Origin of the sequence: Xanthomonas hortorum, from assembly GCF_040279205.1 — a bacterium.
Taxonomy (GTDB): Bacteria; Pseudomonadota; Gammaproteobacteria; order Xanthomonadales; family Xanthomonadaceae; genus Xanthomonas; species Xanthomonas hortorum_F.
The window spans coordinates 1-25,370 of sequence record NZ_JBEOLS010000068.1 but is presented as its reverse complement, the minus strand read 5'-3'; the positions used below and the strand labels follow the sequence as shown (position 1 = coordinate 25,370).

The following is a 25,370-nucleotide window of genomic DNA, read 5'->3' as shown; positions in this document are numbered from 1 at the left end:
ACTGTTCCGTCGCTTGAAAGGCTACCGCCGGATTTTCTCGCGCTTCGACAAGCTGGATGTCATGTTCCTTGGATTCCTCAGCTTCGTCCTAGTCGTTGATGGGCTTCGGATGTGTTAACAGGCCCTAGTTCCACCTGTGCCATACGCTGATCGGCAGGAATAGAGAGCGCCTCCTGCGTAGTCATATGCGCTCGACGCGCAGCCGGATCAGGGGACTGGTGGCCTTCTCGCCACATGTGCAGGACTTCACCACCCGCCATCTTATCGGTCGGTGAGTTGAACGCAAACTTCAAATCGTCTTTTGCTGTAAAGCCCTTTTCTGCTGCCATGAGCATCAAACTTGCGCTTAGTCTATCGCTATTTTCATCCCAAGATTTCCCCGCTTGCTGGTCAAGGCCGCGAACGCCACCGCGAATTTTATCCAGCAGCTCATTGTCTGGTTGCACTGTCTTGCCGGGTACGTTGAGTGCTGGCTGTTGAGGGTCGATGTCGGGAGTCGGGCTGATGTGCTGGTGCGATCCTTTTGTGTGTTGCAAGAGCCCGCGGGTTGGCGGATTGCTGCTGGTGTCCCAATAGATCTGCGGTGTGGCGGTTGTGCTCGGGGGAAGCGTGATTCCGTTATGTTCTAGAAGTTCTTCCTTGAAGCGCAAGCGTTGCATATCAAGCTGCATTTGCGGAGCAACCCCACCCACTGGATGCGCATAGGCCCTGTCGAATGCAATCGCTCGGCTGACGGCACCGGCTCCATAGTAGTTGGGATAGTCCGAGTCACCGTGGAATCCAATGCCTGTTGTCTGATTTTGCGGAAGTCCTGGCGTGCCTTTGGGCTGTTTGTCGAAGTAGTAAGTCGCTTGTGCAGATACATTCTGAGGCGTCATGGGCAGTGAGCCGTCCTGATTGAACGTAATCCCCGGCCGCGCTTGTGTCTGCGTCCTGTTGCTCGGATTGGCTTCAACAAAGTCATCCACACGGCCGTTTCCGAGACGTCTCATTGCATTCAAATCGACGGCTGGATTGATTTGCCGCTCCCGATCAATCAATGCGTTCCAACCTGAAATCTGAGCTTTGGCCTCATCGTCGCGCGCACTTTTAACTAGATTCTCCACAGGGGTCGTGTAATCGTTGACCGGATTATTATCTTTTGCAATCGCTTTCACTGCGGCATCAAATTGCTTGTATGAGTTGGCCATGCTTACTTGATTGAAGGCATGCTGCGTCTCATGACCAAGAACAAATGTTAGATCAGTAGCGTTGAATTTATTGAATTGACTCTGGGTTTGCCCGACCGTAGCTGGTGGAATGCTCATGGTTTTACTGGTTGGGTTGAACGTCCCACCTGCAATCGTGCCGCTGAGAGGAGCGAAATTTTCCAGCAGCATGCGTTTTTGGGGGTCGCTACTATCAATGGTCGTAACAGCTCGCTTCATCTCGTTTGCCAGCGTCGGCGAACTGTTGATTGTCGCCTGCAGGTTGGTGACCATATCTTGCGTTACAGGCTGGCTTTGTTGGTTTGCATCCATATACGAACTATTTGCGAAACGCATACTCATTTCTTGCAGCCGGAGCGAACCGCGCAAGCTCGCCGTCGGTGTGGATCCTGGATCAAACGCCGGGAGAGTGACGATTCCGGTTGCCTTATCGTAGGAGCCCGTCAGCGGTTCGGAGCCGCCAACGCCTGGCAAGAATCCTTTTAGATGACCGCTGGCTGCTTCTTGATTGAGTCTCTGTATAAGGTCCGGATCGGACGCAATCGTCGCGCGTAACTGCGCTTCTTGATCGGGGGTGACATCTGACCGACCCGCGAACTGCGCCAAGATGGACTGCAATTGAGTGTTGGCGTTTGCCATTATCGTTACTCCTCAAACTTGTGCAGACTTATCGACTTGACACAGTTTTCTCTTGATTTTCTTTGGGGGTCTACGGAGACAGGGTGCCATGGATTGATCTGGGCACGTATATTCTTACGTAAGTATTGAAAAGACAGGACCCACCCAAACTCATTATAAGACCAGTATCCTATTTCAGTTTTGAATCCAGCGTCTTTCAAGGCCTTGTCGTATTTCTCAAAGACTAGCTCGCAAGGAGGAAGGGTTGAAGGAGGAATGCTGCTCGGTGGTAGAAGTTCAAGAGTGACATTCGAATACTCCGAAAATTTCTCGTCGAAGTTGTAAGTGGTGGCATATTTTGAATAAGGAGAGGGTTGGTCTAGCGTATAAAATCCAGAGTTTTCACCTGTGCTCTTGGTGAATGGGACTTCTAGATACCTTTCAAGAACCAATGGGGACAGCTCGTCGAAATTTTCGACATCTCTTATCAAGGACAAGAAGCGATCCATCAGGACTTGGGGTGTCAGCTCAGTGTGTGTTGTCATCTTTGTTCCTCGAGATTCTTCAGCCGTCGGTTTGGCAGTTGCACAAGACGTTGCCAAGCAGATGAGCACTACGACTATCACTAGATTTGCTTTGGATTTCATTTCGCATGGTCCCTTCATTTGCCAAGTGCATCGCTGAAAAATTCTGTTGCCTGACGATGTTCAGTGGCTTGGTGCTTTTCTCTGTCACATTGCTTATAGCTTGTAAAAGCAGCAACAGGTAGCCGAGATCGGGACTACAGCGATAGCCCATGTTGATTCAAGTCATGTGCATGCTATGACGAAGCACGTCGCTCTGTCATGTCGTCAGGCACCTTGGTCTGCATCAGCACATCATCCAACTGCTCAGCTAACAGATCGAAGCAAAAAGCCAAAGCATCGATCGGTACGAGGGGCTCATTGATGCCTGAGGTGTTCGACATGCAACAGGGACGTGCCAATGCGGCCAGAAAACGCAAATGATCGCGCGTTTGCAGCAACCGAAGCTGCGCGTTTTCAGGTAGCAGGTAATACCCGAACAGAGACTGCTCCATGCTCAACTCTCCGGACAGGCTCCCGCCGCACGATGCGGCGGGATGCCGGGAGGTTAGCAACCGCAGATAGCCGGCGGGCTTATTTCCCTTGCGGGTGTTGTATTCGCCGCCCTCCCGGCGTGGAGACGCCGAGCATGTGCCCGAACATCAGGCACAAAAAACCACCGCTTGACGGGGGTGGCACCGCTATCTGTGGAGTTGCTACGCTCCGTGAAGGAGTGTGCTACTGATGCATGGAGGAGTCAAGGTGCAGGCCTGGAGTCTTCGCGCCCTTTCGGTTATCAATGCCGTGTCGCAGAGATGTAGGTATTAACATGCAGACATTTCAGCTCAGGGGGATACTTAGGCGACTCGAATGCGCCTGCTGATGAAGCGGGAAATGGTGTGATCGCCAGAAATATGGTGAGCTCGAAGGGCATTCTGACGCCATTTGATTTCAGGCGCGCAGTTAATGACAGGCCCCACACAAGCCAGGCGCTAGGATTCCTCCTCGGTAAATTGGTCAAAAAAATGAAGCTTCCCATGCAACGAAATCCGGATCTGTACCCTAACGACGATAACGGCGACACCCTTTGGCACATCGCCCAGCAAGGGGTGGATCTTTCGACGCCGCGAGAGATTGCGTTCTCCGTGGTCTTCCCCACGAAGGAATCGGCATTGGCGTTCTCAGTGACGATGCTGCGCTTCGAGCAAAAGGTGCGTTGCTGCCATTACCCAGAAAACACGGCGTTTCCGATGGACGTGACCGTGTATCCAACCATGATCCCGTCGTACAAGGCGATTTTGGCTTTCGAGGAAGAGTTGGCAACGGAGGCCAAGCCGTTGGGAGGTTTGAATGACGGATGGGAGTTTTCTGCGGATGAAAAGAACGTCTAACGCCGGCGGTGTGCGAGAGCCTGCGATGCAGTCACTGCATCGCTGAGCGCGTCGCACTTTTTACCGTATCGGCCTTGTTACCGCATCAGCGCTGCGACTGCGGTACGCGGCGCAGCTGTGACACGTCATAGCCCATGGCGGCGATACGTTTAACAGCCTGCTGATAGTCGGCATCGGAGACCTGCGGGGTACGCGCCATGTACCAGACGTAATCGCGCTTGCTGCGTGCCACGATGGTCTGCGCGTAATCTGCATCTCGCCAGGCGATCACGTACTCGGCCTTGAACGGCCAGAAGAATTGCATGCTCCACAGCGCTCCATTGCCCTCCTTCGCAACTTGGCCAATCGGATGCATGGACTTGAGCGGCGCCTCGAAACTTCCCTTGCGGAAGGTGAAGGTGGTCTGGATGCGGCCATCCGGTCGCAGCGCATAGCGCTCCACGGCATCGTAGGCCTTGCGCTCGGGCCGGGTAGGAATATGCGCAATGACGTACCAGTCGCCCATGAAGCGTGGCACGTCGACGCTGTCTGCGCGGGGCAGTGCAGCGCGTGAATCGCTTGCGCTAGCACTCCCATAGACCGCAAGCGTGAGTAACAACAGCATCGAACGATGTTGCATGGGAACCTCCATCAAAAGAGCACGTACATGGCCTACGTAGCTGCAATGCGCTTGGATGCAGCCCCATGCGATGCAGTTCCGGCCCGGGCGTAAGTGGCCCTCTGTGCCAGTGACATGACGGTACCGTGCGAGAAGTCGTGGCAGCGTTGAGGAGCGAGATCCAAGAGTTGCGCAGACGGCAGGAAACGCGCGATCAGAAAGCCGTGAGGATTGGTTCGACGATCGGCCATAGTGAGGACCACGACGCGCCTGGAACCTTGGCAATGATTCTTTCGTGCAGTGCTGGCGGGTGCGCTATGACGCCTTGACGGAATCTCGGGAAGGGGCTGCCCAACAACGCATCACCAAGGCGATACCGCGTCTTCCCCGTATGGATAAATCGTCGCGATCTTTCCATCCGCATCGTGCTCCAGCGGTGCCATCTTGATACTGCGTAGATGCGTCTGCCCGCCTGATAAAACAGCGTCGTGATAGAACAGATACCACTGGCCTTCGAAGCCGCAGATGGAGTGGTGTGTGGTCCAGCCGATCACCGGGGCGAGCAGCACGCCTTGATAAGTGAACGGGCCGTAAGGCGTGTCGCTGGTGGCGTAGCAGATCAGGTGGGTGTCGCCGGTGGAATACGACAGGTAATAGCGGCCGGCGTGGTGATGCACCCAGGGGCCTTCGAAGAAGCGGCGGGCATGGTCGCCGGCGCGCAGCGGGGTGCCGTGTTCGTCGAGGATGACGATCTCGCGTGTGGGTTCGGCCAGTTGGGTCATGTCCTCGTGCAGGCGCGCGACGCGTGGGCCGAGTGCGGGTGCGTCGTCTGCGGGTTCCTGGTGGGTTTGGTCGTAGACGTTGTCGCGGTAGTGCTGCAGCTGGCCGCCCCAGATGCCGCCGAAGTACAGGTAATGCGCGCCGTCGTGGTCGGCGAACACGGCCGGGTCGATCGAGTAGGTGCCTGCGATGGGCTCGGGTTCGGCAACGAACGGGCCTTCGGGGCGATCGCCCACCGCCACACCGATCTGGAAGATGCCATCAGCGCGTTTTGCCGGGAAATACAGGTACGTGCGTCCGTCGCGCTGCGCGGCATCCGGCGCCCACATCTGTCGCTGCGCCCAGGGGACGTCGCGGACGTGTAGCACTTGCCCGAGGTCTTCCACCGGCGCGTTGGGATGCGCCATCCGGAACACGTGGTAGTCGGCCATGTCGAAGTGCGAGCCGTCGTCGCTGAAGGCCACGCCGGCATCGATGTCGTGCGAGGGGTAGATATACAACGCGCCGTCGAACACGTGTGCGGAAGGGTCGGCGGTATAGAGGTGGGTGACCAGCGGTGCGGAAATGGCGGTGCGCGCCAGCGCCTGCAGTGCAGCGGTGTGCAGTTCATCGGACATGCGCGTACCTGTGCATGAGGTGGGAGGGAGGGCGTCAGCTGGTGGCGAGCGGTGCGCTGCGTCGGCGTAAGCCCAGGTCGTGTTCGATGCGGGTTTCCAGCGGCTTGTCGATCTCGTACAGCGCCAGCAGTGCGGTGCCGAGCAGGAACGGGATGGACGCATACGCGCTGATAGCCAGGCGAATGCCGCTCGTCACTGCATCGCTTTGCAGCGGCAGGGCGGCGTTGTAGCCATAGAACGCCAGGATGCCGGCGACCAGTGCGCCGCCGACGCTCAGGCCGATCTTCAGCCCGCACAACATCGCCGAGAAAATGATGGCGGTGGCGCGGCGGTGGTTCTTCCACTCCGAGTAATCGGCCACATCGGCGATCATCGCCCACAGCAGCGGGATGGTGATGCCGTAGAAGAAGCCGTGCAGCACGTAGGAGGCGAACACCCAGCCGATCGCATCCGGCGGGTACACGTAAAACGCCAGCAAAAATACGGTGGAGATCAGCAGCGCGCCACCGAAGACGTTGCGCTTGCCGTAGCGGTCTGCCAAGCGCTTGGAAAAACCGATGCCCACGATCATCGCCAGGATGCCACCGGCGCTGAACACGCTGAAGGCCGAGGTCGGTGCGTCCTGCGGCCATTGCAGCGCGCTCAGGCCGGCGCCGGTGAGCACGCTGTTGATTGCAGCGATGAAGCGGTTGAAGCCGGCGTTGTCGAGGAACAGCGTCAATGCGTTCGCATCGAGGGTGTACTTGAAGTAGTAGATGTACATCCCGCCCTTCATGGCGAGATTGATGAAGACCAGGATGGTCAGCGACAGCATCACCAGCCAGGGTTTGTTGCGGACCAGATCGGTGAGGTCCTGGCGCACGCTGCTGCGTTGTTCGCTGATCGGCAGCACGCGCTCGCGCGTGGTGAAAAAGGTGATCAGAAAGCACAGTGTGCCGACGGCGGCGAACAAGGCCATCGTGTTGCGAAAGCCCTGCGCCTTGTCGCCATTGCCCAGGATCAGCACCAGCGGCAGTAGCAGCACCTGGATCACGAACTGGGCGAAGGTCACCGCCAGAAAGCGATACGCCGACAGGCTGTTGCGCTGCTCCATGCTGCCGGTGAGGACGCCACTCAATGCCGAATACGGCAGGTTGTTGGCCACATACACCAGCATCAACAAGGTGTAGGTAGCGAAGGCGTATGCGATCTTGCCCTGCTCGCCGAGTGCGGGCGTGTTGAACGCGGCCAGCGACAAGGCACCGAACGGCAATGCCGTCCACAGGATCCACGGGCGGAACTTGCCCCAGCGCGTGCGCGTGCGGTCGGCCAGGATGCCGATGATGGGGGTGAACACGAAGGCGCCGAGCATGCCCACCACGAAGATCAACGTGGCCGCCGCGCTCGCCGGGATGCGAAACACATCGGTGTAGAAGAACGCCAGAAAAGTGACCAGCGTCTGGAAGATCAGATTGGCCGCCAGGTCGCCCAGGCTGTAGCCGATCTTTTCGCGCAAGGAGAGCTGCTGTGAGCGATCGTTCATGAGGTGGGGCGGGGCTCAAGGAGTGCTGCGGAAAACGCCGCGGTGCGCGCTAATCCGTCGGTCGCGATGGGGATGATCGCGACGGCGAAGACAGCACTTGGAGTGGCTAACAAAACGTAGCGCAGTAGTGTTGATAGCCACTCCTAAAAGGTACCGCGAATACCGAGCATGACCGTGCGCCCGGGCTCGTACAGATCGTAGGTGGCGTTGGGCCAGGCGTAGGTGGTGCGCAGCGGCTCGTCGGTGAGGTTGGTGACGTTGAGGGTGATCTGCGGCTTGGACGGCAACGATTCCAGCGTGTAGCTGGCCGACAGATCCAGCTGCCCGCGCGCGTCGGCGTTGAGGCGCGCGTAGGGGATGCCGTTCTGGTTGGCGCCGGAGATCACCATGTCGTCGTTCCAGGTGTAGGACAGGCGTACCGAGGCGGCGTCTTTTTCCCAGTACACGGTGCCGTTCCACAGGTTCGGCGCAACACCGACCGCCACTGCCGGAATGCCTTCGCCTTCGGAGGATTGGGTGACGTGCGTGTAGTTCACGCTGAAGCCCATGCCGTCGACCAGCTTGTCCAGCGGCTGCACCCAGATCGCCTCGGTGCCGCGGATGTTGAGCACGCCGTCGGCGTTGACCTGTGTCTGCACGTCCACGGTGGCGGCATTGGGGCCACCGCGCTGGTCCAGGCCGGCTTGCTGGATCGGCAGCAGGCTCTCGTACGGCACGCCCAGGTCGTTGAAGGGGATACGCCGCACGCCATTGACGGTGAAGCCGCTGATGCGCTTGTTGAACAGCGTCAGGCCCACATAGCCTTCGCCGCCGGTGTACCACTCGCCGCCGAAGTCGACGTTGGTGGACAGATACGGCGCCAGGTTGGGATTGCCCTGGGTTGCGGTTTGCGCGGAGGGGTCGCTGAAGTTGGTGTTGGGCAGCATCGCGCTGGGGTCGGGCCGGGTGAGCGTGCGCGAGCTGGACAGGCGCAGCACCACGTTGTCGGCCACGTCCCAGGCGGCGTTGAACGAGGGCAGGGTTTCCTTGTAATCGGAATCGAGCACCTGGATGCGGCGGATGCCATTGATGGTGACCGGGCCGGTGATGGTCTGGTCGGTGGTCACATAGCGCACGCCGGCATTGAAGCGCAGCGTGCGGTTCCATACTTCGGTTTCTGCATTGGTTTCGATATAGAAACCCCAGTTTTTTTCGCGGATGCCGCCGGCCGAGGCGCCGGTGTTGGCGGAGTTGGTTTCCGGTGCGGAATCGCGTAGCGCGTAGTAATTGGTATCGCCCAGGAAGCGGTTGAAATCGGCGGTGATAAAGCCGTCCGGACCGGGCCGCAGATAGCCGGCCAGGGCTGCATTCGGCACCGCCGAGCCAGGGCCGCCGTTACACACATTGCCGCCACCGCCCCGGCAGACCACCTGCTCCCAGGCAATGCTGTTATCGAAGCCGCGGATGGTGCGCTCGGCGTGGTCGTAGGCGGCGCCGATCTTGATGTTGCGCTTGTCTTCGCCGAACTGCAGATCGGCGCGGCCGCCACGTGTTTCGGTCACGCGTTTTTCGTTCTGGATATTGACCCGGCCGCCGTTCCAGCCCCAGCCCAGATTGGGGTCGTTGAGATCGAGCGGGCTGGTGATCGACGGGCGGTCGCCGCCTTCATTGCGGTAGTCGACGGTGGTGAACGGCGAGGTGACAAGGATGCTGGGCGACTCACGATCCAGCCAGCTGCGCGTGGCATTGGCCTGCACGTTGAGCTTGATGTCCTGCTCGGCGCCGAACAACAATTCCGCGCCCGGGTTGACGCTCCAGAACTTGACCTCTTCGCGATACGGGCGCGCTTCCAGAAAGTACTGCGCGTTGGCAAACGTGGCGCTGGTCACCACGTTGTTCTGGTCCAGCTGCATGCCCAGCGGGATCATGTTGCCGTTGCGGCCGATCAGATTCATGCTGATCCGCTCGGTGGTGCGCTTGGCCTCGGAATACAGCGTATCCAGATAGAAATGCATGCTGTCGGACGGGCGCCATTCCAGCGACATCACCGAGGCATCGCGGTCGCGATCGCCATTCATGTAGACGCTGCGGCCCAGGCGCGGAATCAACGCATCGCTGATCTGGTCGATGCTCAGGCCCGGGTTGCGCGCCAGCAGCCAGGCCGCATCGATGGTTTCGCCGGTGGTGAGGCCACTGCCGGCGGTGGCCGGCACCCGATCGGGAATGCGCCAGTTGCCGCCGCCATTGACGTTGCAGGCGGCCGGTTGATTGGTGGCCGGCGTGCCCGCAGGCGGGGTGAGACCGCATTGGGTGTAGGTAAGGCCGGGGTTGGTCCAGCCCACGCTCTCGAAGCCGCGCACGCCCAGTTTGCCGCGCACCGAAGCCACGCCCAGCAGTGCGCCGAAGGTGCCTTCCTCGTTGGTCCAGCTGCCCATGAAGGCGCCGCGCGGGGTGGTCTTTTCGCTGGTGCTGTTCCAGTCGGCTTGCGCCTGATAGGTGAAGTGCACGCCGGGGCGATCGAACGGCCGCGCGCTGCGCATGTCCACCACACCCGACACGCCACCTTCGAGCATGCTCGCGGTGGGCGTCTTGCTCACGGTGAGCTGGGTGAAGAACTCGGTGGGGAACAGGTTCAGATCGACTTCGCGGTTCTGGTTCTGCGCGTTCAAGCCAATTGATGCGGTCGCAATGCTGGCGCCGTTGAGCGTGGTCTTGGTGAAGCTGGTGCCCAGGCCGCGGATAGCGATGTTGAGGCCTTCGCCATTGACGTCGCGCGAGAGCTGCACGCCGGGGATGCGGTTGAGCGACTCGGCGATGTTCATGTCCGGGAACTTGCCGATGTCCTCGGCAAACACGGTGTCGGCAAAGCCCACCGAATCGCGCTTGGCATCGGTGGAAAACTGGATGCTGCGTCGGTAGCCCGAGACGGTGACGGTATCGAGCTGGGTTACCGCATCGCCGCTGGCGGTTGCGGCCGGCGGGGGTTGGGTGGTCGTTGCGTCGGCGGCATCGGTGGACTGAGCCAAGGCGGCTGTGCTGGCCATGCTCAGCAGGATGGACCCCAACGCGCAGGACAACGCGGTTTGTGCGTAGCTGTTCTTCACCGTAATCCCTTCCCTAACAGGTGAGCGGATGTCCCACGCATCGCCCCTGCGCAGGGAGTGCCGCTGCCGATGCGTGGCGCGACGATGATGCGATGGGGAGACGGGCGATCAGTGGTGGCGGATGTTAGCGCTACCAAATTCAGAACATCACGCTGCAGGGCAGCATAGATGCTGGGGCATAGCGGCGAATGTGGCAGTGCCGCTTATCGAGACCGGTTTGAGCAGGGACGGTGTATCGGCGTGCTGCACTGCGCGATGGATTTTGCGGCACGCCGTGGTAATGGTAGCGCTATCACCCGTGGCGCAAGGCCACCTTTGTGCAGGTGCAGTGGTCGATGAATCTAACCGAAGAACACGGCAGCGCTACGCCGAGCTGTCCCGGACACGCGGCAGCGCATTGCAATGGTCGTTGCGCAATTGCCTATCGCACGATGCGTGCCGCCGCGTTGCGGCGCTCGCGCACATGAGCGAGTTGCCGCAAGTAGTTGCACCTGCCGGCACGCTGGCGCGCCTGGGCCGCGTGCGCTGGCGCGTATGCGCATTGCTGCTTGCGGCCACTACCATCAACTATGTCGACCGCCAGGTGCTCGGCGTATTGGCGCCGTTTCTGCAGACGCAGATCGGCTGGAACGAAATCCAGTACGGCTACATCGTCACCGCATTCCAGGCGGCATATGCGCTGGGATTACTGTGCAGCGGCGCGGTGATCGACCGCTTCGGTACGCGCATCGGCTATGCGCTGGCGATCGGCATCTGGAGCCTGGCGGCGATGGGGCATGCGCTGGCCACCACAGTGGTGGGATTTGCGATTGCGCGCTTCTTTTTGGGGTTGGGCGAGTCCGGCAACTTCCCCGCCGCGCTCAAGACGGTGGCCGAGTGGTTCCCGCGTCGCGAGCGCGCCCTGGCCACCGGCATCTTCAATTCCGGCTCCAATATCGGCGCCATCGTCGCGCCGTTGCTGGTGCCGGTAATCGCCACCGCCTGGGGTTGGCAGGCGGCATTTCTGTTCACCGGCGTGCTCAGCGCCACCTGGCTGCTGGTGTGGTGGCTGAGCTATCACCCGCCCGAGCAGCAACCGGGTTTGTCGGCTGCCGAGTTGGCGCATATCCGCAGCGATGCGCATGAGCCGGTGCAGCGGCGGCTGTCGTGGTTGCAGGTGCTGCGGCATCGGCAGGCCTGGGCCTTCGTGCTGGGCAAGTTCATCACCGACCCGATCTGGTGGTTCTTCCTGTTCTGGCTGCCGAAATTTCTGCATGCCGAGTACGGCTTGAGTCTGTTGCAGCTGGGCGCGCCATTGATCGTGATCTTTGTGCTTGCCGATATCGGCAGCATCGCCGGTGGCTGGGTCGCCGGGCGCTTTATTGCGCGCGGTTGGAGCGTCAACCGGGCGCGCAAGACCGCGATGCTGATCTGCGCAGTCTCGGTGGTGCCGATCGTGTTCGCTGCACGCGCAGACAATCTATGGGTGGCGGTCGGCCTGATCGGGTTGGCTACCGCCGCGCATCAGGGCTGGTCGGCTAATCTGTTTACGCTGCCGTCGGACATGTTTCCGCGCCATGCGGTCGCCACGGTGGTCGGCATCGGTGGCTTTGCGGGCGCGGTGGGCGGCATGCTGATCGCTACTTTCATCGGTTTTCTGTTGCAGGCCACCGGCAGCTACGTGCCGGTCTTCCTGATGGCAGGCTCTGCGTATCTGTTGGCGCTGGCGGTGGTGCACACTCTGGTGCCGCGCCTGGATCCAGCGCAGCTACCGGCCGATGCCGCCGTTGCGTCTTCCCCTTCGTCCTGAGGTGATCGCCATGCGTATGCGCGTCGTTTTCTCCAGTCTGTTGCTCGCAGCCAGCCTCGCAACATCTGCATCTGCTGCGCCATTGGCATCCGGTGCGTCCAAGTTCCTGGGCAGCGCCTACAGCCCGCAACAGGCGGCAGGATTCGCGCAGTACTGGAACAAGCTTACGCCGGAAAACAGCGGCAAGTGGGGCAGTGTGGAAGCGGTGCGCGACCAGATGGACTGGAGTGGGCTGGATACCGCCTACAAGCTGGCCAAGACAAACGGCATGCCGTTTCAGATGCATGTGATGGTGTGGGGCAATCAGCAGCCGGAGTGGATCAAGACCTTGCCGCCGGCCGAGCAACGCCGCGAGATCGAGCAGTGGTTTGCCGCGGTGGCGCAGCGTTATCCGGATATCGATCTGCTGGAAGTGGTCAACGAACCGCTCAACGACCCGCCCAGCAAAAATGACACGGGCGGTGGCAATTACCTGCAGGCGCTGGGCGGCAACGGCGCCTGCGGTTGGGAGTGGGTGCTGCAGTCGTTTCGGCTCGCCCGCCAGCACTTTCCGCGTACGCGGCTGATGATCAACGACTACAGCATCACCAACAACCCGCAGGCCACGCAGAAGTATCTGCAGATCGTGCAGTTGCTGCAGCGCGAGCAGTTGGTGGATGCCATCGGCGTGCAGGCGCATGCCTTCGAAACCACTCCGAATGTGGCGATGTCGGTGCATCGCGCCAATCTCGATGCGTTGGCCGCCACCGGCCTGCCGATCTACATCACCGAGTTCGATCTGGACGGGCCAAGCGATGCGCAGCAGCTTGCCGACTACCAACGCGTGTTTCCGGTGTTCTGGGAGCATCCCGGTGTGCGCGGCATCACGCTGTGGGGCTTTCGCCCCGGGCTGTGGCGCGACAAGGAAGCGGCCTATCTGATTCGCGCCGATGGCAGCGAACGGCCGGCGCTGACCTGGCTGCGTAGTTACGTGGCCGCACATCACAACGCCACGCCGTGAGCGTTGCGCCACTCACCTTTCGCTTGTTTGTTGACTGACTTATGCCCACGCCCACACCACTGACCCTGCACGACGACCGTCTGTTCCCCGCCGACCCTGGCACGCGTGCAATTGCGCGCCGCCTGTATGCGCAGATCGCCGCATTGCCGATCATCAGCCCGCACGGCCATACCGACCCGGCGTGGTTCGCCACCGATGCGCCGTTCGCCAACGCCACCGAGCTGCTGCTGGTGCCGGATCACTATGTGTTCCGCATGCTCTACAGCCAGGGCATCGCGTTGGATGCCCTGGGCATTCCGCGTGCGGATGGATCGCGTGCAGCGGTAGACCCACGCGCGGCGTGGCGTGTGTTCGCCGAGCACTACACGCTGTTGCGCGGCACGCCATCTGCGTTGTGGCTCAATCATGTATTCCACGATGTGTTCGATCTGCGTGTCCGGCTGGATGCCGGCACTGCCGATCATTATTACGACCACATCACTGCAGCCTTGCAGACGCCGGCATTTCGCCCGCGTGCCTTGTTCGAGCGGTTCAATATCGAGGTGATCGCCACCACCGAATCGCCGCTGGATACGCTGCAACATCACGCCACCATTCGCGACAGCGGTTGGAAGGGGCGCGTGCTCACCGCATACCGGCCAGACCCGGTGGTCGACCCCGAACACGAGCAGTTTGCCGGTGCGCTGCAGCAGTTCGGCACGCTCACCGGAGAGGATGTGCTGACCTGGCAGGGCTATCTGCGTGCGCATCGGCAACGCCGCGCCTTCTTTGCCGCACATGGCGCAACCTCGACCGACCACGGGCATCCCAGCGCCGCCACCGCCGATCTGTCGCCGGCCGAAGCACAACGCCTGTTCGACACTGTGGTGCGCGGTGCAGCCACGCCCGCGCAGGCCGAGCTGTTCCGCGCGCAGGTACTGACCGAGATGGCGGCGATGAGCCTGGACGACGGCCTGGTGATGCAGCTGCATCCGGGCTGTTTTCGCAATCACAACCGGCAGCTGTTCCAGACCTTCGGGCGCGACAAGGGCGCCGATATTCCGATGCGCACCGACTACGTGCACGCGCTCAAACCCTTGCTGGACCGGTTCGGCAACGACCCGCGCCTGCGCCTGATCGTGTTTACGCTGGACGAAACCAGCTACAGCCGCGAGCTGGCGCCACTGGCCGGGCATTACCCGTCGCTGCTGCTGGGGCCGGCATGGTGGTTCCATGACGCGCCGGAGGGCATGTGGCGCTTCCGCGAGCAGACCCTGGCCAGCGCCGGCTTCTACAACACCGTGGGCTTCAACGACGACACCCGCGCCTTCCTGTCGATTCCTGCACGGCACGATGTGGCGCGGCGTGTGGACAGCGCGTTTCTCGCCAAGCTCGTTGCCGAGCATCGCCTGCAAGAGGACGAAGCGGCCGAGGTCGCGATCGATCTGGCGTATCGCTTGCCGAAGCAGGCCTACAAGTTGTGAGGATGAGTGGCGCGCAGTGTAGCGATGCCTTCCCACGTGCGTGTGGAGTCTTTACACCGAGCGCATGCGTCTGGTCGGATGGAGTAGCGACATGACGCGCGTAGAGATGTGGTGCGCGCTGAAGCGCCGTGTTGCCGAACGCAGTGTGCGTCTTGCACAGGTCGTGTTCGTCTGCCTCTGCGCCACGCTTCCTGTGTTGCCCGCACTGGCGGCACCACCGGCGCCAACCGAGATGCCACGCGAGCGTGTCTCGCTCAACGCGCAATGGCGCTTCCACCGCGGCGATCCCCCTGGCAATCGCGAAACCCTGGACTACGATGTGCGTCCGCAAGTGGTACGTAGCGAAGACGGCAAGGTGGCCGATGCGCAACCCGAGCAGGCGCAGCACATCGATGCCGCCGCAACACGCGTGCTCAAGCCGTGGATCCTGCCTACTGCCAATGGCTTGATTGCAGATCCCGCAAAGCGGCACACGCGCCCGCCCGGCAATCCCGGCGGCACCGTTGCCTTCGTGCAGCCGCAGTTCGACGACAGCGGTTGGGAGCCGGTGGACCTGCCGCACGATTGGGCGATTGCCGGGCCGTTCCTGGCAGATGGCCCCTATGGCGGCATGGGGCGCTTGCCTAGCTGGGGTATCGGTTGGTATCGCAAAAGCCTGGACATTCCTGTCAGCGATCGCGGCCGCGCGCTGTTTCTGGATCTCGATGGTGCGATGGCCTATGCCACGGTCTGGCTCAACGGCAAGCTGGTCGGTGGTTGGCCGTATGGCTACAGCTCCTGGCGCGTGGATCTGACCCCGTATGTGGTGCCCGGTGGACGCAATCAATTGGCGATTCGTCTGGATAACCCGCCGGAGTCGGCGCGCTGGTATCCGGGCGGCGGGCTGTATCGCAATGTGTGGCTGACCAAAGCTGCGCCGCTGCATGTCGCGCACTGGGGCACGCAGCTGACCACGCCGCAGGTCTCGGCCGACACCGCGCAGGTGCAGCTGGCAATCACGCTGGACAATGCCGCCCGCAGCGCTGTGCAAGCGCAAGTCAGTACCGCGATCTATGTGCTCGATGATGTGCGTGGCACGCGCAGTGGTGAGCCTGTTGCACGCATTGCGCCTGTGCGGGTTGACGTAGCTGGCAGCGGCACGGCACGCGTGCAGAGCAGCACGCAGATCGACCACCCACGTCTGTGGGGCCCGCCACCGACACAGCGTCCGCATCGCTACATCGCCGTGACCGAGGTCAGCCAGGGCGGGCGCGTGGTGGATCGCTATGAAACACCCTTCGGCATCCGCAGCATCGTGTTCGATGCCGACAAAGGCCTGCTGGTCAACGGCGAACATGTGCCGATTCGCGGCGTGAACAATCATCACGATCTCGGTGCGCTGGGCGCGGCGTTCAACGTGCGCGCCGCCGAGCGGCAACTGCAGGTGCTGCAACAGATGGGCGCCAACGCCATCCGCATGAGCCATAACCCACCCGCGCCCGAGCTGTTGGAGTTGACCGACCGCATGGGCCTTCTCGTGGTGGATGAAGTGTTCGACAGCTGGGAAATGAAGAAGACCCCACTGGATTTCCACCTGGTGTTCCCGCAGTGGCACGAGCCTGACTTGCGCGCGATGTTGCGGCGCGACCGCAATCATCCCTCGGTGATCCTGTGGAGCGTGGGCAACGAGGTCGGCGAGCAATACACCGGCGAGCAGGGCGCCGCGATCGCACGCACGCTGCATGCCATCGTGCACGACGAAGACCCCACTCGCCCGGCTACTGTGGCGATGAACTACGCCTCGCCCGAGATGCCGTTGCCCGCTGCGCTGGATGTCATCAGCCTCAACTATCAGGGCGAAGGCATTCGCGACATGCCGGAGTTCGAGGGCACCGAGCGCATCCGTAAACAACCGCAATATCCCGCGTTCCATGGCAAGTTCCCGCACAAAGCGATTCTCAGTAGCGAGACCGCTTCGGCCGTAAGCAGCCGTGGCGTGTATCTGTTTCCGGTGACGCCGGATAACAGTGCACCGGTGCGCGATGGGCGCGGCGGCGACTCGATTGCGCATCAGGTCAGCGCCTACGAACTGCATGCGGTGGATTTCGGCTCCAGCGCCGACAAGGTGTTCGCTGCACAAGACCGGCATCCATATGTGGCCGGCGAATTCGTCTGGACCGGCTTCGACTACCTGGGCGAGCCCACGCCGTACTACAGCTCGCGCAGTTCCTACTCCGGCATCTTCGATCTGGCCGGTTTTCCCAAGGATCGCTACTGGCTGTATCAATCGCGCTGGCGCCCTGACCTGCCGATGGTGCATCTGCTGCCACACTGGACCTGGCCCGGTCGCGAGGGGCAGATCACGCCGGTGCATGTGTTTACCTCGGGCGATGAGGCCGAGTTGTTCGTCAATGGCGTGTCGCAGGGGCGCAAGCGCAAGGCACCGTTGCAGTATCGGTTGCGCTGGGATGAGGTGGTCTACCAACCCGGCGAGTTGCGCGTGCAGGCGTACAAGGATGGCAAGCCCTGGGCCAGCGACCGTGTGCAGACCGCCGGCATCGCCGCGCGCATGCAGGTGACGCCCGACCGCAGCACCATCCATGGCGATGGGCAGGATCTTAGTTTCATCACCGTGCGTCTGCTCGATCGCGATGGGCGTCCTGCACCGACCGCCGGCGACCGTCTGCGTTTTCGCATCGAAGGACCGGGTGAGTTGGTTGCCACCGACAACGGCGATCCGACCAATCTGGAATCGTTCGCCGCGCCGCAACGCAACGCCTTTAACGGGCTGTGTCTGTTCATCGTGCGTGCCAAGGCCGGCGCACGTGGCACGATCACGGTCCACGTCGAATCCGATACCTTGCAAGCGGGCAGTGCGCAGGTGGCGGTGGAGTGATGGAACTCCCGATGATGCAGTGCCTGCAGTCCTTCAACAGGAATCCAGCGATGCAGCACACCGCCAGGCACCCAGCAACGCGCTTGCGTTTCGGTTTGGTCCTCATCGGCGCTGTCATGGCGCTGCCGGCACTGGCTGCCTGCGACACCCGCAGCAATTCGCTCAAGCACGCCTACGCCGACGGCTTCCTGATCGGCACTGCCGTCAATGCCGACATCGTCTCCGGCAAGGACGCTGCCTCTGCTGCGCTGGTTGCCTGCCACTTCAATGCCATCACTGCCGAGAACGTGATGAAGGCCGAAGTGGTCGCGCCGCGGCCCGGCGTGTTCGATTTCAGCGCTGCCGACGCCTTCGTTGCCTACGGACGCAGCCGTGACATGTTTGTGATCGGCCATACGCTGGTCTGGCACAACCAGACGCCGGACTGGTTCTTCGTCGATGCACAGGGCAACCCCAACACCGCAGACGTGCAGCTGGAACGCATGCGCGCGCACATCGAACGCGTGGCAGGGCGCTACGTGGGCAAAGTGCAGGCCTGGGATGTGGTTAACGAGATCATCGACGAAGACGGCAGTTACCGCGCTACCAACTGGGTGCAGCGCGTCGGCGATGGCGACACGGTGGTGCGCAATGCCTTCACTTTCGCGCAGCGTTATGCACCCGATGCGCAGCTGTATTACAACGACTTCAATGCCTGGCGGCCGGCCAAGCGCGACGGCATCGTGCGCATGGTCAAGATGCTGCAGCAGGCCGGTATCCGCATCGATGGCGTCGGCATGCAAGGACACTGGGGGCTCGACTATCCCAGCCTGCGCGATATCGAAGACGCCATCGACGCTTACGCCGCGCTCGGCATCAAGGTCATGATCACCGAGCTGGACATCGACGTGTTGCCGCTCACCAAGGAAGGCCAGGTCATCGGGACCGGGCTTGCGCACAAGCAGTTCCAGCTGCCGGAATTCAAGCGCTTTCTCGACCCCTATCGCGATGGCTTGCCACCCGAGGTGCAAGCGCAACTTCGCGATCGCTATGCCGAACTGTTCGCGCTGTTCTGGCGCAAGCGCAACAAGCTCGCCCGCGTCAGTGTCTGGGGCGTTACCGACGGTATGTCGTGGAAGAACGATTACCCGGTGCCAGGCCGTACCAACTACCCGTTGCTGTTCGATCGCAAGCATCAGCCCAAACCTGCACTGGATGCGGTGTTGGCGGTGCCGGCGGACTCAAGCGCGCGATAAGCAAGGTGCTAGCGCTCTAGATAACCTGCACAGCCATGATGGCATCATGGCCCGACTTCGATACCGGACTTCCCGATGCGCTTGCCGCCCTATCTGTTGTTGGCTGTTCCGCTGCTGGCGATTCTTGCCGCCTGCACCAAGAAGGATGGGCCGCCGCCGCGCTTTCCTGTCATCGGGCAGCTGAAAACCTTCGATCGCAGCTTCAGCGATGTGGTCGCAAGCGACGCGCGTATCGAAAAGCTTACCGAAGGCTTCACCTGGTCCGAGGGCCCCGCATGGGTGCGCAACGGCGGCTATCTGTTGTTCACCGATGTGCCGGAAAACAAGCTCTATCGTTGGTCCGAAGATACAGGGTTATCGGTCTTTCTGTCGCCTTCCGGTTACAGCGGCCCGGAGCAGGCCACGTTGCGCGAGGCGGGCGCCAACGGCCTGTATGCCGAACCGGGCGGCACTGTGTTGTTGGCCGATTCGGGCACGCGCATCGTCGCCAGGCTCGACCCGGCCACGCGCAAGAAGACACCGCTCGCCACCCAGTTCGAAGGCCACCGCTTCAACAGTCCCAACGATCTGGTCCGCCGCAGCGATGGCGTGGTGTTCTTCACCGACCCGCCGTACGGTCTCAAGGGCATGAACGACTCGCCGGTCAAGGAGCTGCGCTTCAACGGCGTCTATCGCCTCGACACCGACGGCAGCGTGCATCTGCTCGATGACAGCCTCAGCCTTCCCAATGGCATCGCGCTCTCGCCCGACGAGCGCACCTTGTATGTGGCCAACTCCGATCCGCAGCGCCCGATCTGGATGGCCTACGCGCTCGACGCACAGGGTGCGGTGACCGGCAAGCGCGTGTTCGCCGATGCCTCCGATCTGGTTGCCAAGGATGCCCCCGGCCTGCCCGATGGCATGGCGGTTTCCGCCGACGGCCACCTGTTCGCCACCGGCCCCGGCGGCGTCATCGTCTTCGCCCCCGACGGCCGCCGGCTGGGCCGCATCGAAACCGGCGAGCCGATCTCCAACTGCGCCTTCGGCAACGACGGCCACACGCTCTACATGACCTCGCACGCGATGCTGACGCGCGTGCGGGTGAAGGCGCTTGGCTTGCAGTTTGCCCAGTAGCCCGCCGGGCGGCCAGACAGCTTTGCCACGGGGTGTTTCTGCCGGCAGGGCCTCTCTGTTCGTTCTATAACGGAGTGACCTTGAATTCTTCGGTCGAGCACCCTAGACTCGTAACCCAAGTGGACTGGGGGTTCCCGGTCGGCGTCATAGCCTCGGTGAGATCACCGGGGCTTTTCGCTTTCTGGTGGCGGGAAAATCTTCAGGCCCCAGCCTTCGTAGTTCATTCCCAGCTTGCGCCTGCCGTCCTTGCAGAAGAATTTGCGCTGCAGCACATCGAATGCTCGGTTAGCGTGATCCGGACGAAGGACCGATAGGCCGATGGGACGTGCAACCAGGTCGGCTAATTGCAAGCCCGAAGAGTTGGCTTTCTTGTCCGCAAACACAAGGGTGAAAGGAAGTGGCCGGCTCCAGCGGTTTGCATCATCGCAGATCCTCCTGAATTCAAGCTCCAGATCACGATCTTCCTTCTTGCCGCGACATTCGACCACCACGTGCGTTGGAACGGCATCCTGCTTCTTTTCCTGCATCAGTTCAAAAAGCGTTTCCAGGCAAAATGCCAGCGCCAAGTGATAAGGATTGTTCCCCATCTGGGCCCGTTCCTTGAGTCGCATCTTGTCGATTACGCAGCTGATCAGGATGAAATTGTTTGCCTCGATGATGCCGGTCAGTTCATCAAGGAAGAGCGTTTTTTCCGACCGATCATTGAAACGGAAGTGTCCTTTTTCCTTGCGGATTTCATGCTCGTGAAGAATCACGACGTCATGTCCGAAATGCCGGAACTTGAACGACTCGATGGCAGGAACCACGTGCTGCGCGTAGTGCCCTTTGTGGAAAACACAGAAAGCCAGCACAAACACCGGATAGTTCGGGTCCACTGTCTCCAGACCATGGTCGCCACTTTCATCGACGTAGACGATGTAGTGACTGTATTGCGCGTTTTGAGTGGTCAACGATGGAGGCGTCGCTACTCCGCCCTTTGCGTGCGCAAGAGGGAGCAAAAATTGCCCCTCTACGCCGGACACCACCGGACGTGTCTTGTCTGATCCGCGTTTCGGCATCACCACTCCCTGGTCTTATGCATTGAAGAGCGAGTAGGCAGATTAGATGCCCATCTCCGGGCGCACAATGTTCAAACCGCTCGCTGGCGGTCTGCCTTGGCCAGAAGTGTTCCAGCGACTAGGGTTGGGGACGGCCATCCAGCACCAATGCGTCATCCAACTCCGGCCCACCACCGCGATTGGCGCTTCCCGCAACCAGATAGAGATCGCCGTCGATGGTTGCGGCCTGTGTGCCATGACGCCCTTGCGGCAATGCAGCCAGCGTATTCCAGGTAGACGTAGCCGGGTCATAGGCTTCGACCTCGTCGTGTGCCTTGACCTGGCGCGTACTCTCGCCGCCCATCACCAGCAGCTGGCCATCGCGTGCGATGGCTGCGGCGCCCGCGCGTGGCGTCGGCAACGCAGCCGGGGCGACAGTCCAGGTGCCGCGTTCGATGTCGTAGACATCGACCTCGCCGATTGTCTGCGCCAGGGTGTTGCCACTTTCATGCGCCGAGCGGCGTCCACCGGCCGCATACACCTTGCCATCGATCACCACCGCGTGGAAATGGTCGCGCGCACGTGGTGCATCGGCCAGTTGCGTCCATTGCTGCGTTTTCGTATCGAACGCATCCAGCCATGGCACATAGCCGCTCATGTGGCCGCGCGTGTTGCCGCCGACCAGGTACAGCACGCCATCGTGTTCCACTGTTCCGGCGGCGCCGCGGCGACGATGCTGCGGGATCTCCGCACCCACCTGCCAGCGATCGGTGACAGGGTCGTAGATCAACAGGTGGGTCAGCGCGGCTTCTTCCGGATAGTCGCCGGTCAGGCCGCCGACGAAGTAGAGTTTTCCGGACGACACCACTGCCTGCGCGTGGCTCACTGCCAGCGGTGGCGGGCTGCCTTTGGACCAGCGGTGCGTTTTGGTATCGAAGATGTCCAAGGGCCGATTATCGCGCCCACCGATCAGGTACAGACGGTCGCCGATGGCGACCAGGCTGTTCTCGTGACGCGCATGCGGCTTGCCTTCGCCAGAAACACTCTTCCACTGCGCAGCAGCTTGCGTCGCCGGCACTCCAGGCGCATGCACTGCAGTCTGGGCAAACGCAGGCACGCATGCGCATGCAAGCAACAGAACAGCCACACGGAATGCATTCGCTGACGGTGTCATGGAAGATCGCTCTCTGAGTGCGAAGTGCAGTGAGTGTATCGGTATCGCGATGAGGCAGCCTGCGAGGCCGTGCCGGACTTCTCAAGCAAAAGAATGCTGGGCACACGCCATGGCGGACTCAACAAATACGCGTGCCTGATCGCTCGGCGACGGCAGGCAGAGCATGGCGTGCGCTTGAAGCAACCCACGCGTCGCGCTGAAAAGGAGCGTGCAGGTGCATTCGAAAAATCAATGCAGCCAGCACGCAGCGACTGCTTTCACTGCAACACCATCGACAACAGCCACGTACAAAGGCACACATACGCAAGCAGCCCAAGACTTGCGGCCAAGGTGGTGCGCATGATCGCCGACTCCTGCCCCACCAGTTTCACCGCAGCCGCGGCAATGGCGATCGATTGCGGTGAGACCAGTTTTGCCATTACGCCGCCTGCGGTGTTGGCTGCCACCAGCAATGCAGCAGGCACGCCGATCTGCGCTGCCGTCACTGCCTGCAGGTGCGCAAACAAGGTGTTGCTGTTGACCACCGAGCCGGTGATAAAGACACCCATCCAGCCGATCACCGGCGACAACAGCGGGAACACGCCGCCAGCCTGCGCCAGGGCCAGACCGATGGACGAGGACGCACCGGAATAGTTGGTGACGTAAGCCACCGCCATTACCAGCGACACGGTGGCCAGCGGCTTCCACATCTCGCGCGCAGACTGGGCCAACTCGCCCGTTGCCGAGCGCAGGTTCAAACGCGGCGAGAGCAGCACAGTGAGCACCGCCGCGATCAGGATTGCGGTACCGGAAGCGTTGAGCCAACCAACATTCCACACCGCAGGCAGCGTGCGCACGCTGGCGACCAGTGGCGGCACTTCCTGCACGCGTTGATCGAGCAGGCCGATGGGCTGATGCAACACCGTGGCCGCAAGCGCGCCGTCTGCGGCAAACAGCGCCTTGAAGGCAGGCAGGCTCCACACCAGGATCGCGCCGGTGAGGATGTAGAACGGCGACCATGCCAGCAGCACCTGCTTGAGCGTCCAGCGTTGCGTGGAGCAGGGCGGTGCCTGCGCTTCGCGGTAGATGCGCTTGGGGCGCCAGAACCGCATGAAGAGTGCAAGCCCGCCCATGCCGGCCAGCGGGCCGAGGATGTCTACCAGTTCCGGCCCCAGCAGGTACAAGGTCAACGCCTGCACGCCACTGAACAACACGCCGACAAACAGCACCACCGGCCAGGTCTCGCGCACGCCACGCCACCCATCGAGCATCGCCACCAGCCCCGCAGGCACGAACACTGCACAGACCTGCACCAGCGCCATCAGCATCAGCGACATCTCGTCCAGGCGCACGCCGCCCTGCTGCGCACCGACTAGTACCGGGATGCCGATCGCACCGTAGGCGCCCGCTGCGCCGTTGGCCAGCAGGCACAACATCGCTGCCTTGAGCGGACGGAAGCCCAACTCCACCAGCAGTGCCGCGCAGATGGCAATCGGCACGCCGAAGCCTGCCGCGCCTTCCAGAAATCCGCCGAAGCAGAACGCGATGAGCAACACCTGGATACGTTGATCTTCGGACACCGTGGCGATGCTGCCGCGGATCACCTCGAACTTGCCACTGCGGATCGCCAGCTTGTACAGCCACACCGCCATCAGCACGATGAAACCGATCGGGAAAATGCCGTTGGCAATGCCCAGCAATGCGGCGCCCACGATGCTGGCCATCGGCATGCCGAACACCAGCGACGACACCGCCACCGAGACTAGCACCGCCAGGGACGCAGCGGTCAGCCCCTTGAGCCGCAGTACCGTCAGCGCCAGCAAAAAGAACACCACCGGCAAGGCAGCCAGCAAGGCCGAGAGGTTGGCGTTACCGAGCGGGTCGTAGAGTTGTTGCCACATGGTCGGGCCTGCGCGGATGGTGAATGGAAAAGGTGACGCTAAGGTGCCGGAACAAGATTCGCGCACGCCGTGCCCGCAGCGAAATCAGCGAGGTTGCGCAGGGTGATGTCGGAGATCTCCTGCAGCGCCTCGGCAGTGAAAAACCCCTGATGCCCGGTCACCAGCACATTGGGGAAGGTCATCAAACGTTGAAACACATCGTCGTCGATGATCTCGCCCGAGCGGTCCTGAAAGAACAAGGCGCTTTCCTGCTCGTACACGTCGATGGCCAGATGACCGAGCTGGCGGGATTTGAGCGCGCGGATCACCGCATCGGTATCCACCAGCCCGCCGCGTGAGGTGTTGACCAGCATCGCGCCGGGCTTCATCGCGGTCAGCGCTGCGTCATCGATCAGGTGTTGCGTCGCCGGCGTCAGCGGGCAGTGCAGCGAGACGATATCCGCGCGTGCGAGCAGCGTCTCCAGTTCGACCCGCTGCCCGAGCGCATCGAAGCCAGGCGTGGGATAGGGATCGTAGCCCAGCACATCGCAGCCCATCCCCTGGAAAATACGCGCAGTCGCCAGCCCGATCTTGCCCAGCCCGATCAGGCCCACCGTCTTGCCGTGCAAGGTGCGCCCGAGCAGGCCATTGAGCATGAAGTTGCCCTCGCGCACGCGGTTGTAGGCACGGTGCGTCTGCCGATTGAGCGTCATCACCAGTGCCAGGGTGTGCTCGGCCACTGCTTCGGGCGAGTAGGCCGGCACGCGTGCGACGAACAAATCCAGCGCCTTGGCGGTGACCAGGTCGATGTTGTTGAAGCCGGCGCAGCGCAACAGTACCGCGCGCACGCCCATCGCGTGCAGCGCCTGCAGCACAGGTGCATCCAGTTGATCGTTGACGAACACGCAGACTGCTTCGCAGCCCTGCGCCAGCGTTGCGGTCTGCAGATCGAGCGATGCTTCGAAGTAAACGAACTCGGCTGTGGATTCCTCTTTCAAGCGCAGTTTCGCTTCTTCGAGAAATCGCTTGTCGTAAGGGCGCGTGCTGAAGACAGCCATTTTCATGCAGAGAACTCCATAGGTGCGAGAACACGGTAGCTCACCAGCCGCCACGCGTCTTGCACCGCGTTTCGCCAACCAGTGCGAACACGGTTAGCTCAAGCGGCCGCTTGGAAGTCAGCCTGGTACTGAGCTTCGCCTCTGCATATCGAGTTCCAACACTAGGCGAATGCACATCCGCGAACTAGGGCCTGTTAACACTAATGGCCCGAGCGATTAAACTATCGTGCATGGAGATCACGCCAGCACAATTTTCTCTAATCGAACACTGCCTGCCGGCGCAGCGCGGCAATGTCAGCATGACCAACCTGCAAGTGGTCAACGCCATCCTTTACGTTGCCGAGCATGGCTGCAAATGGCGCGGCCTACCCAAGCGCTTTGGCAACT

The 25,370-nt window shown here is 61.5% G+C and carries 19 protein-coding genes and 1 pseudogene; 9 read left to right on the top strand and 11 right to left on the bottom strand.

The features are described 5' to 3' along the window. A pseudogene (locus ABS769_RS19675) lies at positions 1 to 118 on the top strand (IS5-like element ISCARN85 family transposase); the annotation flags it as partial. Here the strand turns inward: ABS769_RS19675 and ABS769_RS19670 are convergent. From ABS769_RS19670 to ABS769_RS19660, 3 genes are all read right to left on the bottom strand, one after another. After that, positions 78 to 1,847, bottom strand: coding sequence for an XVIPCD domain-containing protein (locus ABS769_RS19670; RefSeq protein ID WP_350498251.1), 1,770 nt, complete (start codon positions 1,845 to 1,847; stop codon positions 78 to 80). The pseudogene ABS769_RS19675 and the gene ABS769_RS19670 overlap by 41 nt on opposite strands. Positions 1,848 to 1,852: 5 nt before the next feature. Further along, positions 1,853 to 2,371 (bottom strand): hypothetical protein, encoded by a 519-nt coding sequence (locus tag ABS769_RS19665; RefSeq protein ID WP_317061408.1) that lies wholly within the window; start codon positions 2,369 to 2,371, stop codon positions 1,853 to 1,855. Between the two features lie 275 nt (positions 2,372 to 2,646). Further along, positions 2,647 to 2,904, bottom strand: coding sequence for an XAC0095 family protein (locus ABS769_RS19660; protein WP_006449522.1), 258 nt, complete (start codon positions 2,902 to 2,904; stop codon positions 2,647 to 2,649). A gap of 522 nt (positions 2,905 to 3,426) precedes the next feature. Between ABS769_RS19660 and ABS769_RS19655 the strand changes: the two genes are divergently transcribed. Beyond that, positions 3,427 to 3,780 (top strand): ribonuclease E inhibitor RraB, encoded by a 354-nt coding sequence (locus tag ABS769_RS19655; RefSeq protein WP_317061436.1) that lies wholly within the window; start codon positions 3,427 to 3,429, stop codon positions 3,778 to 3,780. Positions 3,781 to 3,865: 85 nt separating this feature from the next. Here the strand turns inward: ABS769_RS19655 and ABS769_RS19650 are convergent, their stop codons facing one another. From ABS769_RS19650 to ABS769_RS19635, 4 genes are all read right to left on the bottom strand, one after another. Further along, positions 3,866 to 4,399 (bottom strand): lipocalin family protein, encoded by a 534-nt coding sequence (locus ABS769_RS19650; RefSeq protein WP_317061409.1) that lies wholly within the window; start codon positions 4,397 to 4,399, stop codon positions 3,866 to 3,868. A 341-nt stretch (positions 4,400 to 4,740) separates the two neighbouring features. Beyond that, on the bottom strand, positions 4,741 to 5,775 hold the full coding sequence (locus tag ABS769_RS19645) for a glycoside hydrolase family 43 protein (RefSeq protein WP_317061410.1): 1,035 nt from the start codon (positions 5,773 to 5,775) through the stop codon (positions 4,741 to 4,743). Between the two features lie 34 nt (positions 5,776 to 5,809). After that, entirely contained in the window at positions 5,810 to 7,297 is a 1,488-nt protein-coding gene (locus tag ABS769_RS19640) for an MFS transporter (RefSeq protein WP_317061411.1), read from the bottom strand. Between the two features lie 143 nt (positions 7,298 to 7,440). Next, positions 7,441 to 10,380 carry a TonB-dependent receptor gene (locus ABS769_RS19635; protein WP_317061412.1) on the bottom strand — a complete coding sequence of 980 codons (2,940 nt, stop codon included), beginning with the start codon at positions 10,378 to 10,380 and terminating at the stop codon, positions 7,441 to 7,443. A 280-nt stretch (positions 10,381 to 10,660) separates the two neighbouring features. On the opposite strand from ABS769_RS19635, the gene ABS769_RS19630 reads away from it, so the two are divergent. From ABS769_RS19630 to ABS769_RS19605, 6 genes are all read left to right on the top strand, one after another. After that, positions 10,661 to 12,169, top strand: coding sequence for an MFS transporter (locus ABS769_RS19630; protein WP_430544151.1), 1,509 nt, complete (start codon positions 10,661 to 10,663; stop codon positions 12,167 to 12,169). 10 nt (positions 12,170 to 12,179) lie between these two features. Beyond that, a complete protein-coding gene (locus ABS769_RS19625; protein WP_317061414.1) occupies positions 12,180 to 13,169 on the top strand; it encodes an endo-1,4-beta-xylanase in 990 nt (329 codons plus the stop codon). A gap of 41 nt (positions 13,170 to 13,210) precedes the next feature. After that, positions 13,211 to 14,632 carry a glucuronate isomerase gene (uxaC, locus tag ABS769_RS19620; protein WP_350498250.1) on the top strand — a complete coding sequence of 474 codons (1,422 nt, stop codon included), beginning with the start codon at positions 13,211 to 13,213 and terminating at the stop codon, positions 14,630 to 14,632. 91 nt (positions 14,633 to 14,723) lie between these two features. Continuing rightward, positions 14,724 to 17,507, top strand: a complete 2,784-nt coding sequence (gene galB, locus ABS769_RS19615; RefSeq protein WP_430544152.1) for a beta-galactosidase GalB — start codon at positions 14,724 to 14,726, stop codon at positions 17,505 to 17,507. 116 nt (positions 17,508 to 17,623) lie between these two features. Continuing rightward, on the top strand, positions 17,624 to 18,742 hold the full coding sequence (locus tag ABS769_RS19610; RefSeq protein ID WP_434801690.1) for an endo-1,4-beta-xylanase: 1,119 nt from the start codon (positions 17,624 to 17,626) through the stop codon (positions 18,740 to 18,742). Positions 18,743 to 18,817: 75 nt separating this feature from the next. Then, positions 18,818 to 19,855, top strand: a complete 1,038-nt coding sequence (locus ABS769_RS19605) for an SMP-30/gluconolactonase/LRE family protein (RefSeq protein ID WP_317061417.1) — start codon at positions 18,818 to 18,820, stop codon at positions 19,853 to 19,855. A gap of 161 nt (positions 19,856 to 20,016) precedes the next feature. Here ABS769_RS19605 and ABS769_RS19600 read toward each other — a convergent pair whose 3' ends face one another. The 4 genes from ABS769_RS19600 to ABS769_RS19585 all read right to left on the bottom strand — a co-directional run bounded on the left by ABS769_RS19600 (position 20,017) and on the right by ABS769_RS19585 (position 24,989). Further along, complete coding sequence (locus ABS769_RS19600; RefSeq protein ID WP_317061418.1) at positions 20,017 to 20,913, bottom strand: DUF3800 domain-containing protein; 897 nt, start codon at positions 20,911 to 20,913, stop codon at positions 20,017 to 20,019. A gap of 118 nt (positions 20,914 to 21,031) precedes the next feature. Further along, positions 21,032 to 22,066, bottom strand: coding sequence for a Kelch repeat-containing protein (locus ABS769_RS19595; protein ID WP_317061419.1), 1,035 nt, complete (start codon positions 22,064 to 22,066; stop codon positions 21,032 to 21,034). Between the two features lie 257 nt (positions 22,067 to 22,323). Continuing rightward, entirely contained in the window at positions 22,324 to 23,946 is a 1,623-nt protein-coding gene (locus tag ABS769_RS19590; RefSeq protein ID WP_317061420.1) for an L-lactate permease, read from the bottom strand. Positions 23,947 to 23,984: 38 nt separating this feature from the next. Continuing rightward, positions 23,985 to 24,989 (bottom strand): 2-hydroxyacid dehydrogenase, encoded by a 1,005-nt coding sequence (locus tag ABS769_RS19585; protein WP_317061421.1) that lies wholly within the window; start codon positions 24,987 to 24,989, stop codon positions 23,985 to 23,987. A gap of 224 nt (positions 24,990 to 25,213) precedes the next feature. On the opposite strand from ABS769_RS19585, the gene ABS769_RS19580 reads away from it, so the two are divergent. Beyond that, on the top strand, positions 25,214 to 25,370 hold a 157-nt coding region (locus tag ABS769_RS19580; RefSeq protein WP_233368074.1), incomplete at its 3' end, for a transposase.

Excerpts from the sequence above, each read along its gene's own strand:
- ABS769_RS19670 (WP_350498251.1), bottom strand. The coding sequence starts at position 1,847 with ATGGCAAACGCCAACACTCAATTGCAGTCCATCTTGGCGCAGTTCGCG.
- ABS769_RS19665 (WP_317061408.1), bottom strand. The coding sequence starts at position 2,371 with ATGACAACACACACTGAGCTGACACCCCAAGTCCTGATGGATCGCTTC.
- ABS769_RS19660 (WP_006449522.1), bottom strand. The coding sequence starts at position 2,904 with ATGGAGCAGTCTCTGTTCGGGTATTACCTGCTACCTGAAAACGCGCAG.
- ABS769_RS19655 (WP_317061436.1), top strand. The coding sequence starts at position 3,427 with ATGCAACGAAATCCGGATCTGTACCCTAACGACGATAACGGCGACACC.
- ABS769_RS19650 (WP_317061409.1), bottom strand. The coding sequence starts at position 4,399 with ATGCAACATCGTTCGATGCTGTTGTTACTCACGCTTGCGGTCTATGGG.
- ABS769_RS19645 (WP_317061410.1), bottom strand. The coding sequence starts at position 5,775 with ATGTCCGATGAACTGCACACCGCTGCACTGCAGGCGCTGGCGCGCACC.
- ABS769_RS19640 (WP_317061411.1), bottom strand. The coding sequence starts at position 7,297 with ATGAACGATCGCTCACAGCAGCTCTCCTTGCGCGAAAAGATCGGCTAC.
- ABS769_RS19630 (WP_430544151.1), top strand. The coding sequence starts at position 10,661 with ATGGTAGCGCTATCACCCGTGGCGCAAGGCCACCTTTGTGCAGGTGCA.
- ABS769_RS19625 (WP_317061414.1), top strand. The coding sequence starts at position 12,180 with ATGCGTATGCGCGTCGTTTTCTCCAGTCTGTTGCTCGCAGCCAGCCTC.
- uxaC (WP_350498250.1), top strand. The coding sequence starts at position 13,211 with ATGCCCACGCCCACACCACTGACCCTGCACGACGACCGTCTGTTCCCC.
- galB (WP_430544152.1), top strand. The coding sequence starts at position 14,724 with ATGACGCGCGTAGAGATGTGGTGCGCGCTGAAGCGCCGTGTTGCCGAA.
- ABS769_RS19610 (WP_434801690.1), top strand. The coding sequence starts at position 17,624 with ATGGCGCTGCCGGCACTGGCTGCCTGCGACACCCGCAGCAATTCGCTC.
- ABS769_RS19605 (WP_317061417.1), top strand. The coding sequence starts at position 18,818 with ATGCGCTTGCCGCCCTATCTGTTGTTGGCTGTTCCGCTGCTGGCGATT.
- ABS769_RS19600 (WP_317061418.1), bottom strand. The coding sequence starts at position 20,913 with ATGCCGAAACGCGGATCAGACAAGACACGTCCGGTGGTGTCCGGCGTA.
- ABS769_RS19595 (WP_317061419.1), bottom strand. The coding sequence starts at position 22,066 with ATGACACCGTCAGCGAATGCATTCCGTGTGGCTGTTCTGTTGCTTGCA.
- ABS769_RS19590 (WP_317061420.1), bottom strand. The coding sequence starts at position 23,946 with ATGTGGCAACAACTCTACGACCCGCTCGGTAACGCCAACCTCTCGGCC.
- ABS769_RS19585 (WP_317061421.1), bottom strand. The coding sequence starts at position 24,989 with ATGAAAATGGCTGTCTTCAGCACGCGCCCTTACGACAAGCGATTTCTC.